Here is a 15,590-nt window from a genome sequence, read left to right as displayed (position 1 = left end):
CCCCCGGGCGGGGCGGTCGGGGACCAGAATTTTCCGTGGAAAATTCTCCCAGCACGAGAGCACACCGGGGAGGACCGCCGGCGCCCCGCTCACGGCCGGCTGTCCTCCCTGGTCCAGGCGCCGACGCCGAGCCGCCCCGTGGTACCCAGGTCGATCTCCGGGACGACCATCACCGGGGCCGCGTCAGGGGTGGCCCGGACCCGCACGTAAGGGGCGTTCACCGGGTTGCCCGCCTCCACGGTGTTGCGCCACACCAGCGTGGACCGGGCGCCCTCTCCCGGGTGCAGCACGACCTCCTGCGGCGGGTCGTCCGCACCGGTGCCGCTGGCGATCCCGGCACCGCCGGACAGGAAACGCACCCCGTCGACCGGCCGGTGCTCCACGTCGAGCAGTTGCAGCTTCGGGTAGCCGTTGACGGACACCGCGGACGTCCCGCAGTTGCGCAGGTGCAGGCCGACCACGCGCAGGCCCATCGCGGCGTCGCCGTCGTCCGCGTACAGCCGCAGGCCCGAGGCCGGGCAGGGGCCGCCCGGCTGCGAGGCCTCGGCGCTGGGCACACTGCGGACCTGGACGATCTTCACCAGCGGTCCGGCGCCCGGCCGCGCCTGCCCGTGCCCGTCCAGCTCGATCCGCCCCTTCGCGGTGGCCCCCGGAGCGAGCGAGGTGACGACCTGCGTCACGTTGTCCAGCGCACCTCCGGCCGCCGAGAGGCGGCTGAACACCGCTGTGACATCAGAGGTCTCGTCCCCCGGATTGGTCACCTCGTACTCCGCGCAGGCCGCACTGGCGGCCGTGATCCGCACCCCGCCCTGCGCGAGCCCGGGCGACGCCTGCCCATTGCGGGACGCCGACGGCACCGGCGCCCCGCACGGCCCGGCACCGCCGGAGGCCGCCGAAACCCCGGTCGCCCGCTCTCCGCAGCCCACGAGCAGGGCCGCGCAGACCGCGACCACCACGACAGCGGCAGCGGGCCGGCGGGCCGTCAGGTGATTCCCGGCGTTCTCGAACTGATGCATCAGCCGATGCGATCACGAACCACCCGCAACGCCTATGAGCTGCGCCACTGCCCGCGCAACAGGACCGCAACGATCCGCCCGGCGCCCGCCGAACCGAGGCCGGTCAGGCCTCCGGGCGTCCCGTCGCGCCCGCCGGCACCGTTGCCATCGGTGACCGGGCCCCGCTGCCCGATGGTCCGAACCGGTCGCCTTCCGGTGCGGGGCGTGGTCTGCCGCACGCGGTGGGGGATGTTCCGCGCCGGAGGCCACCCACAGAAAGGATTCTTCATGGTGGAGCACGTGTTCGCGCGCATGGTACGGACGGTGACCGTCTCGGCCCTCGCCCTGGCGACGAGCGTCGGTGCGAGTGGTACGGCCGGCGCCGCCTCGCCGGAGGAGCACCCCGTCGAGGTGAGCATCGGAGCCTCCGGCCTGCAGGCACCGGACACCGCGAAGGGCGGCCTGGTCAGCTTCCGGGTCAAGACGGACGACCCGAACGGTCGGCAGCTGCAGCTGCTGCGTCCGCACGAGGGAGTGACCATCGACCGGGTCCTCCGGGACCTCGCCGACGCGGTCAGCCCGTCGCCGGCCACCGCGGGCGCCGGGATCCGGGCGGTGAACGGTGAGGCGGACCTGCTGGGCGGGGCGCTGGTCACCTCGCAGGTGCACGAGCAGTTCACCGAGGAGGTCAGCCCCGGGCCGGTCTACCTGCTGGACCTCACCGCGTTCCGGGTGGACCCGGCCCACCCGGTCTCCAGGAAACTGAACCTGGTCGGTACGAACGGCCAGAACGACAACCAGGTCCGTTTCGACGACGGCATCGTGATCGAGAAGGACACGGCCGAGGGCCCGCGTTTCCAGACCGAGGACGTCGACCACGCGCACCTGGCCTACCTGGTGCACGACGAGTCCGAGCAGATCCACGAGATGCAGCTGCGGCCGATCGGTGCGGACACCACCGACGAGCAGATCGGGGAGTACCTGAGGGACGTCGCGCTGGGCGGCCTGCCGGCCCGGTCCCCGTTCACCGGGCCGGCCACCGGCCTCGGCGCCATGTCCGGCGACCGCACCGCCTCCGTGCAGGCCCACGGCCTGCAGCCCGGACGGTACGTCCTGCTCTGCATGATTCCCGACGAGCGGACGGGCGTCCCGAACGCCGGCCTGGGCATGCGCAAGATCGTCACCCTGAAGTGACCGGCCGGGCCCTGGCACGCCGGCGGCAGCGGGCTGTCAGGGCCGACCGCCCCGGTCGACGCACCGTCGCGGTGGTGGGCCGGGTCAGGCGCCGAGTACGTCGTCGGCGCTGCGGGGTTCCGTGCGCGGCTGCCGGTTGAGCTCGTGGCGCGCGATGGAGGACCGCCGGTAGACCTCCTTGCGGGCCCGCATGATGTTGCCCAGGGGCGCGTGCTCGGCGGTGACCCGCCAGGGCGTGAAGGACAGCGAGTCCATCTTCTCCAGGTTCTCGGGGCCGGAGATGTCCTGCTGCGGCAGCCGCAGCTTCGCCACGGTGACGGACGGCGAGAGCTGCTCGGGCCACTCCACGGTGGTGTCCTCCACCGGCATGCGCTCCAGGTCGGTGCAGAGCTGGACCTGGATGTCGAAGGCGTAGGGCCGCTCCTGCAACTCGGCTTGCAGGGCCGGCCGGAAGAACTCCGCCCCCGAGGCCGGGTCGATGGTGCGCCGCACCACCGCCGCGGCGAAGGACGGGTCGGGGGTGATGCGCACCTTGGCGATGTAGTCCCCGTGCCGGACCGCGCCCATCGTCCAGTAGCTGGACAGCAGCAGGTTCGCCGGAGGCGTCTTCGACAGGCGCAGGAAGGCCAGGAACTCGTCCCAGGCCCAGTCCTCCTGGTCCAGCGTTCCTTTCCCGGTCACGAACTCGGTGAAGAACCGATGCGCGCCGGGTCGGCCCTGGGAGAAGTACGCCGGCGCGTTCAGGAACAGTTCCTGGATGAACAGGTAGTGCTCGACCGTGTTGCAGAAGAAGACCGGTCCGTTGATGTTGGCGTAGTCGAACGTGCCCGTGTCCGGTTCGTCCTCCAGCAGGGTCGGGCCGGGGACGTCGAACATCTTCAGCGCCAGTCCGGTGGCGGCACCCAGTCGCGCGTCGGCGCCGGCGTGGGGCGAGCCGTTGGAGAAGCGGATCAGCGCATCGTGGGTTCCCGCAGTCGCGTAGATTCCCTGGGCGTACTCGGGGGGCAGCCCGGCCAGGATCTCCACTTCCCCTCGGACCAGCCCGTAGCCCTTGGCGTGGGCGTCGCGCAGGGCCCGTCCGGTGCCACCGGCCTCGACCGACTCGGCGATGTAGCTCTCGGTCTTCTCGATCACCGTCTGCACGTTGCGGTCGAAGTGCGGGTCGTCGTCTTCGACGTCGGGCGTGTAGCGGACGAACTGTGCTGTCATGACTCCGACCTCTCCTCGGAGAGCGTGATCGGACCTCAGGGGGTGGGAACCGCCCTCAGTCCTCCAGCTCGGCGAGCCAGCGCAGGGCACGCAGACCCGGCAGGAAGCAGTACTCGCCGCCGCGGGTGACCACGAAGCTGGGCAGGTTCTTCAGGCGGCGCCGGACCGGCTTCTCCGGGATGGTGACGCTGCCGGTTCCGCCGTGGTGTCCGGCCACCGGGTCCTTCTCGCCGGGGTAGCCGATGAAGTTGCCGTCGTTGACCCATTCGGCCTTGATGAACTCGAACTGCCGTTCCAGATGGGCCCCCATGAACACGCCGACCAGGCCCCGCTCGGCGCCGTCGTCCTCCAGCACGCCCTCCGGCAGCGGCGGGCCGTAGGTGGTGCCGCGACGGATGAGCCGGTGCATCCGTGCGTCGCCGATGATGGTGGAATCGCGGGGGTTGGTGCGTCGGATGTGCGCACCGGCCGGGCACCGGAAGCCGCGATCGTCGTTCTCCCGGTACAGGAAGTCGTTGACGCGGCGCGGATCGGCCGCCAGCTCCGGATCATCGTGCTCCGGCGCCAGCGTCAACGGCGCCCCGCTCGGCCAGCGCCCGACCATCTTCGCCGCCAGCAGTGCCTCCTCCTCGGCGCTGGAGCTGTTCGCACGCAGGTACCGGCGCCAGGCCGCCACGTTGGTGTGGATCTTGCGAACGGCCACGTAGGTCCCGTTGCGTCCCAGCACGTCGGGGCTGGGCACGGGCGGCAGGCTTCCGGTCTCGTCGGGGTAGCCGAGGATGAACTCGCCGGCCTTGATCGGGGCTTCCTGCGGGTTGGAGCCGGGCAGCCCGACGCCCTCGATGTTCGGATGGCTGATGCCGTCACGGAACCCGAAGGTGGTACGCCCGGTCGGGAGCTGGTGGACCTCCTGCTGCCAGATCACCTGGACACCGGGCGTGTCCTCGTAGGCGACACGGGCCCGCCCCAGCTCCCTCTCCAGCTGCGCCGCATCGGAGGACAGGGCGCTCAACGCGATGTGGACCTCACCGGTTCCGAACGGGGCCTCCCAGCGGGCCGGTGCACTCTCGCCCACGTCGCCGATCAGCTCCGCCCGAGCGGCCATGCCCTCACGGAACGCCCGCGGAAAGCTGTCCAGCGACTCCTGGGGCACCCCCAGGGCCCTCAGCCCCTGGTGGGTGAACGCCACGGTCACCCAGGCATCCCGGCTCGGGTCCACGCTGGGCAGACCGCCCGAGGCCAACGGGAGCAGTCGGCGCAGCAGGGCGCGCCCGACGTGGCGGTCATCCACGCGCAGGAAGACGAACCGTCCCTCGTAGGGCACGGGCCGTGGACGCAGGGCCCCGCTCTGGACGTCGTCGATCTCGACGCGCACGCCCGCCGCGCTGCCGCTGTCCGCTGTGTTCATGGTTGCTTGTGCCTCTCCACATCTGTCTCTTGTCTCTGCGTCTGTCGCTGCCTGGACAGCCCTGCGACGGCCGGCTCGCACCGGCCGAGTCGGTCCGCCGGTGGTGGGCGGGCTCCGACGGTTGGCCGTGTCCGGGTGCTAGGGCGTGTCTTCAAACTCCCGTCGTCCGCCCGGAGGGCGGGCGTGGCGGCGTTGGGGTGCGTGCATCGCAAGGCGGAGGAGGGAGTCCATGCGGAGCATCGGCGACTGACGACAACGCGGCGAGGTGCGTGCCCCAACGCCGGCGCGCAGGCGGGAGTTTGAAGACACGCCCTAGGCCGAGGCTTCCTCCAGCAGCTTCTGGAAGGCCGGCGTGGCCACCAGCTCCGCGTTGGCCGGGTTGTCCAGCGCGGCCCGGAACTGGGGGGTGTCCAGCACCTCCTGGAACGCGTCGTCCACGCGGTGGTCCTTGTAGATCTGTTGGACGGTGAGGTCGGGGTAGGCGCTGACGAAGACCCTCGCGGGCTCCTGGTGGGCGACGAACCAGTCCTTCACTCCCGGATCGGCGACGCCGGGGAACCCTTCGCTGTGCGAGAAGATCTTGTCGAAGCGGGACCCGACCACCGTCTGGGCGAAGTCGTCGATGTAGGTGTCCCAGGAGCCGTCGAAAACGCTGGCGAACATGAACCGGGTGTCGTCGTCGAAGATCACGTGCCGTGCGTCGTGCAGGGTGCCGATCTGGCGCACCGCCGCATGGGCGCTCTCGTCGTGCGCCGCGTCGGCGAGCGTCGCGAGATCCTTACGCAGCGCATCCGCATGGCCCGGCTTGATCCTGGTGAAGACGGTGAACTCACTGCAGACCCCATCCGACCTGCCCGGGCGCTCGGGGTGAGCCGACTGGGTCGCGCCTGTCGTCGCGGTCATGGTGACGTCCTCCTGCCGTGGTCGGTGCGAGGGACGCCGACCGCCCGAACATGAGGCGCCATCGCCCTCACCTCTTCATCCTGACCCGAGCGCGATGGGGGCACCACCGGGCAACGGACAGGCCGAGGCCCTCGGAGTTCCGAGAAGCTCACGAGGACAGCGTCGTCGGAGCGGAGGATCATGGAAGACGGGCCTGCCGGGTTCGTCGTCGTCACGCGCTCTGACTCCCCTCTGGAGGCAATCATGGGCAAAGTTCTCGGTGACGTCCTGGGTCTCGCCGCCGGCGTCGCGATCAGCCCACTCCCGATCATCGCCATCATCCTCATCCTCGCCACGCCTCGGGGACGCCTCAACGGAGTCCTCTTCACCGTCGGCTGGATCCTGGGACTCTCGGCGCTGGGCGCGGTGATGCTGGCGATCGCTTCCCCCGCAGGCGCCTCTGCCCACCATCACCCGGCCACCTGGGTGGGAGTCCTCAAGCTCGCCCTGGGCCTGTTCCTCGTCCTCTTCGGCGCCCGGCAATGGCACCGGCGCCCGAAGGATCCGTCGCAGGCCCAGCTGCCGAAGTGGATGAGCGCGATCGACCGCCTCACGCCGGTCAAGGTCCTCGCACTCGGACTGGCCCTGTCCGCGCTCAACGCCAAGAACGCCCCATTGACCCTCGCCGCGGGCGCCGCGATCGGCTCGGCCGGACTGCCGGTGGGGCAGCAGATCGCCTCACTGGCGATCTTCGTCGTGATCGCCACCCTCGGCCTGTTGGCCCCACTGGGAGTCTTCCTGCTCGGGGGAGAGCGAGCCCAGATCACGCTCGGTAACTGGAAGAACTGGGCAGCCCAGCACAACGTCGCCGTGATGGCGGTCCTGTTCTTCGTCCTCGGGTTGAAGCTGTTCGGAGACGGGGTCTCCGTCCTCACGTCCTGACAGGCTGCTCCGTGAATCCCTTTCCTGGCGCGGATGTTCGTGGCCTTGGAGGCGTCAGGTCGCGCCGACCGGCAGGGTGCGGCACTGCCTAGGTTTCGCGCCGGGTCTCGCGCTGGGTCCCGCGTTGGAGATCGGCCACACGGTGGAGGGCGGCCTTGAAGGCGGCGTACTCCCGCGCGCCCAGGGCCTTCGCGTGGCGCTCCTCGATCGAGCGCATGATGGCGGCGGCCGCCGCCATCTGGAGCAGGCCTCGTTCGGTGGGGTGGATCAGTTTGGCGCGGCGGTCCGCGGGGTCGGGTCTGCGTTCGACGTAACCCAGGCGTTCGAGGTCGTCGACGAGGGTCCCGATGACCTGCTTGTGCTGTCCGGAGGCGCGGGCGAGTTCGCTGGCGCGGATGCCGTCGGTACGCAGGTAGGCGAGCACGGCGCCGGCGCGGGGCTGGATGTCGTCGAAACCCTGTTCGGCGAGCACGGTGAACAGCTCGCGCTGGACGGAGAAGAGCACCCGGGCGGCGAGCACGCCGAGGTCCGGTTCCGCCGCCTGGTGTCCGCTCAACGCCTCTCCCGCTTCCGCCGTCTTTGGGCCCGCCCCGCGTTCCGCCCTGTGACCAGCAACTTTAGTCGCCCGCCCGGTGGGCTCGGGCGGCACCCCAGGCGTTCCGGCGCCCCGCCCTGACCAGTGCTTGCGCCCCGGGGGGCAGGGGTATAGCGTCAAAGTAGTCACTAATCTTGACTATCAAGATTAGTGACTACTGGCCGCCAACGGAGCCGTGGTTCAACCCGAAGGAGCGCACGATGAGTGAGCACAGCAAGTTCCTGGAGCCGGTCACCCGGGAGAACGCCGCCGTGGTCCTGGTCGACCACCAGGTGGGCCTGCTGTCCGGCGTCCGGGACATCCCGCTCGGCGAGCTGAAGCACAACGTGGTGGCGCTGGCACGCGCGGCGACCGTGCTCGGCATCCCGCTGGTCGTCACCACCACCGCGGCCGACAGCATGTGGGGGCCGACCACCCCGGAACTGGTCCAGGCCCTGCCGGCCGGACAGCGGATCATCGACCGCAGCACGGTCAACGCCTGGCACGACGGCCGGGTCCGCGAAGCCATCGAAGCCACCGGGCGGCAGAAGCTGATCTTCGCCGGAGTGTCCCTGGAAGTGTGCGCGGCGCTGCCCGCGATCGCCGCGACGGCCGCCGGGCACCACGCGTACGTCGCCGTGGACGCCTCCGGCACCTTCAGCCAGGCCAAGCGCGAGGCGGGACTGCTGCGCATGCAGCAGGCGGGCGTCACCGTCTCCGACTACGCCACCCTCATGGTCGAGGCCCTGGCCGACAACGCCGCCCCCGAGGCCGGCGACCTCTACGCCGCCCTCGACATGCCCTTCGCCGTCCTGGTCGGCCAGATCTCAGCGGCCGCCCGCCCCGCGTAACGGCCCGCGTACCCACCTCACCCGGCCATCGCCGACCCACACCGCGGGGGGGATGTGCCTCGCCCCGTCGCCTGTCAGTACCAGCTGGCATGCTGCCGGGCAGAAGAGGACGGCAACGGGTGGCAAGGGCTGTGTGCGATGGGTTTTGAGGGCGGGGTCTGGCGTCTGGTGCGCGGGGAAGAGCTGGTGGGCGAGATCGTGGTCGAGGAGACGGACTTCCCGTGGCTCCACGGGCGCTTCGTGCCGGGAACGGCGTTCCCCGCCGTCCAGCCGCTCTTCGCCCGTTCGCTCGCGTTGTCCGAGGCGGAGGACTGGGAGGCCTTCGACGACGCGTACGACGAGATCACGAGCACCGTGTCGATGCTCTCGCCCTCGGGCCCGGTCGCCGAGTTCCTGCTGCACATCCAGGGCGACAGGGCCTGGTTCCGGTGGAATGACGAGCCGTTCGAGGACGCGGACGGGCAGGGCGGAGGTGAGGCGGGCAGCGCCGGACCGTCCGCGGGAAGTGACGTCGACGGCAACCTCGGCCTCGACCTGCCGGTGATGACGTGGGAGCGGTTCTGGCAGCTGATCGAGGTCCTCGGGGGCGGGGCCGGTATCGAGACGTGCGAGCACCTCGAAACCGCCTGCGCCTGTCTGGTCGAAGTTCTCGCATGCGAGCCGCTGGGCCAGATCATCGGCTTCGGCGAGCGTCTCGCCGAGGCGCTGCACCGCCTGGACCAGGAGCAGTTCGGGACGCTGCCGATCACCGGGGCGGTGTTGCCCGACGGCTCGCCGTTCCCTCAGTCGAGCGACCACTTCCTGTACGCGCGAGCTGCGGTCGTGGCTGCGGGCCGCGACGTGTACGAGAGCATGTTCCACGATCCCGAACGGTTCGCTCCGTTCACCGCGCGACAGTGCGAACCGCTGCTCTACGTGCACGAGGAGGCGTTCGAGCAGGTGACCGGGACGGAGTGGGACCGGCTCACCCGCTACGACTACGAGTCCTGTTCGAACGCGGACGGTTGGCCCGAGCTGCGCGGCTGAGCGCCGCCTGTCGCAGAGCACCGTTCGCCGCAGGCCCCGGCCCCGCTCGGCGGGCGAGCGGGGCCGGGTTCCCTGGCGGCTGCGGGTCCGTCCGGCAGCCAGGCGGGCGGCTCAGGCTTCGATGTTCTCCAGGTCCGCGAGCAGGCCCGGGCGCGTCGGCTTCCAGCGGAGGGCGGTGCGGGTGTGAGCGCTGGAGGCAGGCTGGTCGGCCGCGAAGACCGGGCCGAGGGGGCCGAAACTCTCCTGCGGCACCGGCTCGACCGGAAGGCCGAGCCGCCGTCCGATGACCGCGGCGATGTCGCGTACCGCGTCGCCTTCGTCGGCGACGGCGTGCCACACGCTTCCGGCCGGGGCCTTCTCCAGGGCGAGCCGGAACAGGGCGGCGGCGTCGAGCGCGTGGACGGCGGGCCAGCGCTGCGCGCCGTCTCCGGGGTAGCCGACGGCGCCGGTGCCGCGGGCGATGTTGGTGAGCAGCCCGGCGAACCCGCCCTGGCCCTGGTTGTGGACCGTGCGCGGCAGCCGTACCGCCGAGCTGCGCACGCCGCGTGAGGCGAGTGCGAGTGTGCGGTTCACCGACAGGCTGCGTCCGCTGACGGGGCCGTCCAGCGGCAGCGGGTCCTCCTCGGTCGAGGCGCGTCCCGCCACGAGGGGCGTGCCGGACGCGGTGACGAGAGGCCTGTTCGTGCCGACGAGGGTGTCGCCGAGGGCCGCGAGTGCGGCGCTCTCCTCGGCGATCCCTCGCGCGAGTGCGTCGGGCGAGCTGAAGTCGTTGCTGAAGGCGAGGTGGATGACGCCGTCCGCCTGTTCCGCGCCGGTCCGCAGCACGTCGAGGTCGGCGAGCCCGCCGCGGAGCACGTCGGCGCCGGCGGTTTTCGCGCCGGCCGCGGAGGCGTCGGATCGGGCGAGGGCGGTGACCAGGTGGCCTGCGGCGAGCAGTTCGGCGACGACGGCAGAGCCGATCAGGCCTGTGCCGCCGGTGATGAAGACGCGCATGGTGAGCTCCGAGGAGTGATGCGACTGTTGTCCCATCACTGTACGACGCGATGCGACACTTGTCCCGTCATCTAGACTGGCAACATGCCGCGATGGAAACCCGATGCCCGACAGCGCCTGGTCGTGGCTGCGCTAGGCCTGTTCGCCGAGCAGGGCTACGACGAAACGACCGTCGCTCAGATCACCGAGCGGGCAGGGCTCACGCGGAGCACCTTCTTCCGCCACTTCACCGACAAGCGCGAGATCCTCACCATGGGACAGACGGCGCTCAGCCGTCTGCTGGCCGAGGGCATCGACGGCGCCCCCGCGGACGCGACGCCGATGACGGCCGTCGCGGCCGGACTCGAGCGCGCATCGGGCGAGATGACGTCGTTCAACCGCGAGCTCAGCCCGCTGCTGCACGCGGCGATCGAGGCGAACGCGGAGTTGCAGGCGCGCAACGTGCTGAAGTGCATCGGCATGGCCACGGCGATGGTCGACGCGCTGAAGCGACGGAACGTCGCGGAACCCGTGGCGCAGGTGGCCGCCGAACTCGGCGTCCTCGCGTTCAGGCTCGGCTACGCCCGGTGGACCGACCCCAGCCACGACGAGGACCCCGGCGGGCTGGCGCCCCACACGCGCGCCGCGTTCGACGAACTCCGCGCGGCAGTCGCTGTGCTCCACTGAGCTCCGCCGATCTCCGCTGAGCCCCGTATCGGCCGCTACGAGGAATCCTGCCGCCGGTTGCTGCCGCGTAGAGTGGATACGGAGAGTGCTGGATCACGGCTTCCCTTCTCGGAGGGTTATCGGTGAGACACGCGGATGCCTCCGGCGAGGCGGTGTCGGTCCGGCTGTTCCTGGACTTGGTCGACGGCGGCGCGAGTCGCGCCCGGCCGATCTGATCTGCGCGTCGACGCCTCGTCTCGGGAGAGGCGATCCTGCTCGCGGCGGTTGCGGCGCGCGGGAGGAGACCTTCGCCATGAAACTGACCGCCGAGCGGCTGCGGACCTCCGTCCGCAGTGCCGCTCCGACCTCCACGCATCCGCCGCCGGTGTCCGCCGCCGACGTCGGCCTGCTGGTGCTCCGGCTGGCCGGCCTGCTGCTGGCCGGCCACGGTGCCCAGAAACTCTTCGGCCTGTTCGGTGGCGCCGGTCTGCATGCCACCAGTAAGGGCTTCGAGGCCCTGGGCTACCGGCCCGGCGTCCTCTTCGCCACGCTGGGAGGAGCCTCAGAGCTGTGCGGCGGCCTGGGCCTCGCCCTCGGGCTGTTCACCCCGCTGGCCGCCGCCGCCGTGATCGGGGTGATGATCAACGCGATGTCCGTCACCTCGGGCAGAGGCCTGTGGGCCGACAAGGGCGGCATGGAGTACCCGCTGTGCCTGGCGCTGATCGCGATCGCGGTCTCCGCCGTCGGCCCCGGACGCCTGGCACTGGACCGCCCGTTCCGGTGGGGCCAGGGCGGGTGGTGGAGTGCGGCCGTCGCTCTGGGGATGGGCGGCATCGGCGCGGGCATCGTGCTGTCCCTGCAAGGGGTGACTCTCTAGCGCCGCGTCAGCACCGCGTTGGACCACCACTACGTGCGCGAAGCCGGGACCAGCAACCCGTCGCATCCCTCAGCAGGTGTGGCCGCTGGGCAGCGCGGAACCGCCCGACTCGCTGAGCCCGGCACGCGGGCACGCCGTCATCCGGCGTGGTCGTAGTCCGGCAGGATCACGTCGCTGTGGGCGGCACGTCCCCCGGCGCCCGCCGAGGTGGTGGGGTTGCGCAGGGCCGCGTTGCGGGTGTCGAGCATGTCCTGGGTGCCGGGGATGAGGGTGGTGCCGCCGGAGGCGGCCAGCGCCTGGTTCCGCTCCACGAAGGGGCGCGCCTTGCGCTCGTAGGCCGCGAAGGCGGCCGCGTGGTCGGCGTGGGAGGCCAGTTCTCCGGCCAGGAGGTAGGCGCCGACGAGCGAGACGCTGGAGCCCTGGCCGGACAGGAACGAGGTCGCGTGGGCCGCGTCACCGGCGAGGGCGACGCGGCCACGGGACCAGGTGGGCATGTGGATCTGGCTGACGACGTCGAAGAACAGGTCGTCGGCCTCGCGCAGCGCGTCCACCAGGCGCGGGAGGTGCCAGCTGCGCTCGGGGAAGGTGGCGGCGACGAGTTCGCGCTGCGCCTGTGGGTCCCGGATGGCGTCGACGGGGGCGTCCTCCCGCTTGAGGAGGAGGAACCCGTGTATGTGGTCGGCGGGTTCGTGGGCGTAGAGGACGGCCGCGCGGCCTGGCGTGTTCCAGATGATCCCTTCGTGGGCGAGGCCCAGGTCGTTCGCGAGGGTGAAACCGGCGAAGACGTGGCCGAGGTAGCGGTGGAACGCGTCCTCGGGGCCGAAGACCAGCCCGCGGGTGTTGGAGTGCAGCCCGTCGGTGCCGATCACCAGGTCGAAGGTGCGGTGGGCGCCGCTTTCGAAGGTGACGTCGACGCCGTCCGCCCGGTCGTCCAGGGTGGCGATGGAGTCGCCGAAGAGGAACTCGACCCGGTCGCGGAGCGGGGCGTAGAGGGCGCTCGCCAGGTCGCCGCGCCGTACTTCCAGGTCCAGGCCTGCGGCGCCTCCGGTGACGGCCTCGGGGGCGACGGAGCCGATGAGCGCCCCGTCCGCGTCCACGAACGAGAGCTTGCGCGTGTCCACGTGGGCTGCGCGCAGTTGCGGGAGCAGCCCCATGCGGTCGACGACCTCGCGGGCGGCGCCGCGGATGTCGATGGCGTACCCGCCGCCCCGTACGGCTGACGCCCGTTCGACGACGGTGACGTCGAAGCCGTAGCGGTCGAGCCAGTAGGCGAGGGCGGGGCCGGCGATGCTCGCGCCCGAGATGAGGACCTTGCGGTTCGCGGAGTGGTTGTTCACGGTGTGCTCTCCTCCTGGCGGCGCAGCCCGGCGGTCGCCTCCTGGCGGTCACACCGAAGATGCGTACCTTAGGTATCTTTATGGACGGCACAGTGCACCCGCGGAGAGCGGGCGCAGCCCCAGGATATAGATACCTAAGTTAGGTATTCAAGTGGAGGTGGTGGTCCGATGACCGCGGACTCGCCGGACGACCCCGGCGCGGACGAGCAGGCGGCAGCCGTCTGGGCGGCCCTGCCCCGGCTGGCCCAGCTGAGCAACGCCATGACCCGCGGACGCCTGGCCGAACGGGCGGCCGAGGCGGCGGGACTCGCCCTGGAGCGCCCCGCGCTGAGCGCGCTCATGACCCTGCACATGGCGGACCGGCCGCTGCGCATCGGGGAGATCGCCGAACGGATGCAGGTGGTCGGCCCGCACGTCACGCGACAGGTCCAGGCGCTGGAGCGGCGCGGCCTCGTCCACCGCGTCGGCGACCCGCACGACCGGCGTGCCAGCCTCATCGAGGCGACCACTGAAGGAACGAGGGCCGCGAACGCCTACGCGACGTCCATGATCGGCTGGTTCACGGACGCGATAGCGCACTGGCCGGACCAGGACCGCGGGGACCTGGGCCGCCTGCTTGCGAAGCTGGCCGACGACGTCATCGCCCGCCTGGCCCTCCTCGACGACGGCGGCGGCGGCAGGTGACGGCACCTGAACGGTCAGGGCGGCACCTCGAAAACCCGTCCCACCTCACCTCGTTCGGGTGAAACCTCCGCGGCCGCCGGCATCGGAGGGCCCGGACGGCGACATCATGCCTCCATGATCACTTCGCATCCCCGACCCGCCCGACGGGTGCGTGCGGGCACTGCCGCCCTCGCCGCCCTCGGTGCGCTCGCCCTCACCGCCACGACTGCCGCCGCCGCCCCCGCCGCCCCCGCACCACGCCAGGCCGCCCCGTCCACGCGTACGGTCGCCGAGCCGCACTGCGGTGAATGGGTCGACTACAACGGCAACCAGGACCGCCGGATGAAGAGCTGGCTGTGCCTCTACGACAGCGGAGACGGGGGGATCTACCCGACGCTGTGGACCGAGTGCGGCTGGTGGAAGATCATCGGCTGGGCGGACCCGCCGAACGGCTGCCGCATCTGGGAGCCCAGCTCCTACGAGATCACCTTCCCGGACGGCATCAAGACCAAGGACGCGCTCTTCCCCGGTGCCTCCGGCAAGAACAGTGCCGCGAGCAACGGCAGCACCTACCCCTGCCAGAACGGCACCTGGAAGCTGTGGTCCTACTACGGCGTCCAGATGAAGGACATCCTCGGCAACTGGGGCAGCAACGTGGCCGCCACCCACGAGGCCACCTTCAACGTCACCTGCCCCTGACCCGAAATCCGCTGAGGGTCCGGCCTGGTCCGGACCCCCACTGCCGGGCAGTTCACGATCGTGCCCCGAACCGGCCGCCGCAGCCGCACCGTTGACCGTCGATCGCCGTTGGTCCGGTCCGCGGCGGCACGCCCCGCCGTCGCGCCCCGCCGTTGCGTCGCCTCCTATCGGGCGGCGGCCTCGTGGTGAATCATGGAGGCGGCCGAACGGAGCGAGGGCCTCGGGGCGGATGACACAAGGTCGGCCGTCGGTGGTCCTCATCGAGTGGGACGGGAACAGCATGCCTCTTAGCGGCGAATACCAGCCGAGCCCGGAGAAGTGGGTCAGCGACCAGGTCGCGTTGTACGAGAGCTCCGGGGGCACCGAGGGCACGACGCTGCGGGGCGTGCCGGTGGTCGTCCTCACCAGCCTGGGGGCCAAGAGCGGCAAGATCCGCAAGAACCCGCTGATGAGGGTGGAACACGAGGGGACGTACGCCCTGGTGGCCTCGCAGGGCGGCGCGCCCAAGAACCCCACCTGGTACCACAACCTGGTCGCCCACCCGCGGGTCGAGCTCCAGGACGGCGCCGTGCGCCAGGACATGACGGCGCGCGAGGTCGAGGGCGCGGAGCGGGAGCTGTGGTGGGCCCGCGCGGTCGAGGTCTGGCCGGACTACGCCGAGTACCAGACGAAGACGGACCGGGTGATCCCCGTCTTCGTGCTGGAGCCGGAGACCGCCGGCCGTTGACCCCGAACGGCTCGGGCGGGGCCCGGAGCACCAGAAACCGCCCTCCCGCCCGAGCCCTTCGGCCTGCCGCGCCGAACCGTCGGGCGGTCCTGGAAGAGCTGGGCGGTCAGCAGCTTGGCCACCGGCCTCTCCTTGGACAGTTCCCCGTTCGGACGCCGTCCCGGCTATCGTGTCGGGTATGACGTACCGCGTGCAGTACACCGTCGAGGCGAGGACGACGATCGACGCCCTGCCCGCCGAACGTCGCGATCTGCTGGAGCGTGCACTGGGTGTTCTCGCCCGCGACCCGTACCACAAGACGGCGACGGCACCGATCGGCCCCGACGAGCACCTGCGCAAGGCTTACGCCGCGCCCGGCGTCGTGGTGGAATTCATGGTCGCCGACCATGTCCTGGTCGTCGTCGTGCTCCAGATCTTCGACGAACTCCAGTACTTGATCGACGAGACCGACGCCCGCTGAACGGTCCCGAAGCGTCGGCCCCCGGCCACGGTCGGGCCGACCTCGGTCAGCACGGTCTTCGACCGGACCGCGTTGCGTGACTTCCCGCTGCCAGCCCCCGCATGGTCG

17 protein-coding genes are annotated in these 15,590 nt (G+C 71.2%); 10 read left to right on the top strand and 7 right to left on the bottom strand.

From position 1 onward, the window contains the following. Nucleotides 1-89: 89 nt before the first annotated feature. Entirely contained in the window at nt 90-1,016 is a 927-nt protein-coding gene (locus tag ACFWPT_RS01680; protein WP_380478693.1) for a DUF4232 domain-containing protein, read from the bottom strand. 267 nt (nt 1,017-1,283) lie between these two features. On the opposite strand from ACFWPT_RS01680, the gene ACFWPT_RS01675 reads away from it, so the two are divergent. After that, nucleotides 1,284-2,189 carry a hypothetical protein gene (locus tag ACFWPT_RS01675; protein ID WP_380478691.1) on the top strand — a complete coding sequence of 302 codons (906 nt, stop codon included), beginning with the start codon at nt 1,284-1,286 and terminating at the stop codon, nt 2,187-2,189. Between the two features lie 84 nt (nt 2,190-2,273). On the opposite strand, the gene ACFWPT_RS01670 is transcribed toward ACFWPT_RS01675, so the two are convergent. From ACFWPT_RS01670 to ACFWPT_RS01660, 3 genes are all read right to left on the bottom strand, one after another. Beyond that, nucleotides 2,274-3,398 (bottom strand): catalase family protein, encoded by a 1,125-nt coding sequence (locus tag ACFWPT_RS01670; protein WP_380478689.1) that lies wholly within the window; start codon nt 3,396-3,398, stop codon nt 2,274-2,276. Between the two features lie 55 nt (nt 3,399-3,453). Continuing rightward, entirely contained in the window at nt 3,454-4,806 is a 1,353-nt protein-coding gene (locus ACFWPT_RS01665) for a Dyp-type peroxidase (RefSeq protein ID WP_380478687.1), read from the bottom strand. A gap of 312 nt (nt 4,807-5,118) precedes the next feature. After that, the gene (locus ACFWPT_RS01660) at nt 5,119-5,709 is read right to left on the bottom strand and encodes a hypothetical protein (protein ID WP_380478685.1); all 591 of its coding nucleotides are present in this window, start codon (nt 5,707-5,709) and stop codon (nt 5,119-5,121) included. Nucleotides 5,710-5,889: 180 nt separating this feature from the next. On the opposite strand from ACFWPT_RS01660, the gene ACFWPT_RS01655 reads away from it, so the two are divergent. Continuing rightward, a complete protein-coding gene (locus tag ACFWPT_RS01655; RefSeq protein WP_380478683.1) occupies nt 5,890-6,630 on the top strand; it encodes a GAP family protein in 741 nt (246 codons plus the stop codon). 88 nt (nt 6,631-6,718) lie between these two features. On the opposite strand, the gene ACFWPT_RS01650 is transcribed toward ACFWPT_RS01655, so the two are convergent. Beyond that, the gene (locus ACFWPT_RS01650) at nt 6,719-7,186 is read right to left on the bottom strand and encodes a MarR family winged helix-turn-helix transcriptional regulator (RefSeq protein WP_380478681.1); all 468 of its coding nucleotides are present in this window, start codon (nt 7,184-7,186) and stop codon (nt 6,719-6,721) included. Nucleotides 7,187-7,425: 239 nt separating this feature from the next. Between ACFWPT_RS01650 and ACFWPT_RS01645 the strand changes: the two genes are divergently transcribed. Together ACFWPT_RS01645 and ACFWPT_RS01640 are read left to right on the top strand one after the other, a co-directional pair. Then, nucleotides 7,426-8,055 carry an isochorismatase family protein gene (locus ACFWPT_RS01645; RefSeq protein WP_363620733.1) on the top strand — a complete coding sequence of 210 codons (630 nt, stop codon included), beginning with the start codon at nt 7,426-7,428 and terminating at the stop codon, nt 8,053-8,055. A gap of 138 nt (nt 8,056-8,193) precedes the next feature. Continuing rightward, nucleotides 8,194-9,081 carry a DUF4240 domain-containing protein gene (locus tag ACFWPT_RS01640; protein ID WP_380478679.1) on the top strand — a complete coding sequence of 296 codons (888 nt, stop codon included), beginning with the start codon at nt 8,194-8,196 and terminating at the stop codon, nt 9,079-9,081. Between the two features lie 111 nt (nt 9,082-9,192). On the opposite strand, the gene ACFWPT_RS01635 is transcribed toward ACFWPT_RS01640, so the two are convergent. Further along, the gene (locus tag ACFWPT_RS01635) at nt 9,193-10,074 is read right to left on the bottom strand and encodes an SDR family oxidoreductase (protein WP_380478677.1); all 882 of its coding nucleotides are present in this window, start codon (nt 10,072-10,074) and stop codon (nt 9,193-9,195) included. An 84-nt stretch (nt 10,075-10,158) separates the two neighbouring features. Here ACFWPT_RS01635 and ACFWPT_RS01630 point away from each other — a divergent pair, with 84 nt between their 5' ends. Both ACFWPT_RS01630 and ACFWPT_RS01625 read left to right on the top strand, forming a co-directional pair. Beyond that, nucleotides 10,159-10,740, top strand: coding sequence for a TetR/AcrR family transcriptional regulator (locus ACFWPT_RS01630; RefSeq protein ID WP_380377158.1), 582 nt, complete (start codon nt 10,159-10,161; stop codon nt 10,738-10,740). A 292-nt stretch (nt 10,741-11,032) separates the two neighbouring features. After that, nucleotides 11,033-11,596, top strand: a complete 564-nt coding sequence (locus ACFWPT_RS01625; RefSeq protein WP_380478675.1) for a DoxX family protein — start codon at nt 11,033-11,035, stop codon at nt 11,594-11,596. Between the two features lie 137 nt (nt 11,597-11,733). Here the strand turns inward: ACFWPT_RS01625 and ACFWPT_RS01620 are convergent, their stop codons facing one another. Then, on the bottom strand, nt 11,734-12,933 hold the full coding sequence (locus tag ACFWPT_RS01620) for an FAD-dependent monooxygenase (RefSeq protein WP_380478673.1): 1,200 nt from the start codon (nt 12,931-12,933) through the stop codon (nt 11,734-11,736). A 168-nt stretch (nt 12,934-13,101) separates the two neighbouring features. On the opposite strand from ACFWPT_RS01620, the gene ACFWPT_RS01615 reads away from it, so the two are divergent. The 4 genes from ACFWPT_RS01615 to ACFWPT_RS01600 all read left to right on the top strand — a co-directional run bounded on the left by ACFWPT_RS01615 (nt 13,102) and on the right by ACFWPT_RS01600 (nt 15,482). After that, a complete protein-coding gene (locus ACFWPT_RS01615; RefSeq protein ID WP_380478671.1) occupies nt 13,102-13,617 on the top strand; it encodes a MarR family winged helix-turn-helix transcriptional regulator in 516 nt (171 codons plus the stop codon). Nucleotides 13,618-13,731: 114 nt separating this feature from the next. After that, nucleotides 13,732-14,295, top strand: a complete 564-nt coding sequence (locus ACFWPT_RS01610; protein WP_380478669.1) for a hypothetical protein — start codon at nt 13,732-13,734, stop codon at nt 14,293-14,295. A 280-nt stretch (nt 14,296-14,575) separates the two neighbouring features. Then, nucleotides 14,576-15,022: a nitroreductase family deazaflavin-dependent oxidoreductase gene (locus tag ACFWPT_RS01605; protein WP_380377147.1), complete on the top strand. Its 447-nt coding sequence runs from the start codon at nt 14,576-14,578 to the stop codon at nt 15,020-15,022. A 178-nt stretch (nt 15,023-15,200) separates the two neighbouring features. Then, on the top strand, nt 15,201-15,482 hold the full coding sequence (locus ACFWPT_RS01600; RefSeq protein WP_331743240.1) for a hypothetical protein: 282 nt from the start codon (nt 15,201-15,203) through the stop codon (nt 15,480-15,482). Nucleotides 15,483-15,590: the final 108 nt, after the last annotated feature.

Origin of the sequence: Kitasatospora sp. NPDC058478 (assembly GCF_042720345.1) — a bacterium.
Taxonomy (GTDB): domain Bacteria; phylum Actinomycetota; class Actinomycetes; order Streptomycetales; family Streptomycetaceae; genus Kitasatospora.
The sequence above is the reverse complement of the archived record's forward strand: the minus strand, read 5'-3'. Positions and strand labels throughout refer to the sequence as shown.

Excerpts from the sequence above, each read along its gene's own strand:
- ACFWPT_RS01675 (WP_380478691.1), top strand. The coding sequence starts at position 1,284 with ATGGTGGAGCACGTGTTCGCGCGCATGGTACGGACGGTGACCGTCTCG.
- ACFWPT_RS01610 (WP_380478669.1), top strand. The coding sequence starts at position 13,732 with ATGATCACTTCGCATCCCCGACCCGCCCGACGGGTGCGTGCGGGCACT.
- ACFWPT_RS01680 (WP_380478693.1), bottom strand. The coding sequence starts at position 1,016 with ATGCATCAGTTCGAGAACGCCGGGAATCACCTGACGGCCCGCCGGCCC.
- ACFWPT_RS01670 (WP_380478689.1), bottom strand. The coding sequence starts at position 3,398 with ATGACAGCACAGTTCGTCCGCTACACGCCCGACGTCGAAGACGACGAC.
- ACFWPT_RS01660 (WP_380478685.1), bottom strand. The coding sequence starts at position 5,709 with ATGACCGCGACGACAGGCGCGACCCAGTCGGCTCACCCCGAGCGCCCG.
- ACFWPT_RS01615 (WP_380478671.1), top strand. The coding sequence starts at position 13,102 with ATGACCGCGGACTCGCCGGACGACCCCGGCGCGGACGAGCAGGCGGCA.
- ACFWPT_RS01630 (WP_380377158.1), top strand. The coding sequence starts at position 10,159 with ATGCCGCGATGGAAACCCGATGCCCGACAGCGCCTGGTCGTGGCTGCG.
- ACFWPT_RS01640 (WP_380478679.1), top strand. The coding sequence starts at position 8,194 with ATGGGTTTTGAGGGCGGGGTCTGGCGTCTGGTGCGCGGGGAAGAGCTG.
- ACFWPT_RS01655 (WP_380478683.1), top strand. The coding sequence starts at position 5,890 with ATGGAAGACGGGCCTGCCGGGTTCGTCGTCGTCACGCGCTCTGACTCC.
- ACFWPT_RS01665 (WP_380478687.1), bottom strand. The coding sequence starts at position 4,806 with ATGAACACAGCGGACAGCGGCAGCGCGGCGGGCGTGCGCGTCGAGATC.
- ACFWPT_RS01625 (WP_380478675.1), top strand. The coding sequence starts at position 11,033 with ATGAAACTGACCGCCGAGCGGCTGCGGACCTCCGTCCGCAGTGCCGCT.
- ACFWPT_RS01605 (WP_380377147.1), top strand. The coding sequence starts at position 14,576 with ATGCCTCTTAGCGGCGAATACCAGCCGAGCCCGGAGAAGTGGGTCAGC.
- ACFWPT_RS01645 (WP_363620733.1), top strand. The coding sequence starts at position 7,426 with ATGAGTGAGCACAGCAAGTTCCTGGAGCCGGTCACCCGGGAGAACGCC.
- ACFWPT_RS01635 (WP_380478677.1), bottom strand. The coding sequence starts at position 10,074 with ATGCGCGTCTTCATCACCGGCGGCACAGGCCTGATCGGCTCTGCCGTC.
- ACFWPT_RS01600 (WP_331743240.1), top strand. The coding sequence starts at position 15,201 with ATGACGTACCGCGTGCAGTACACCGTCGAGGCGAGGACGACGATCGAC.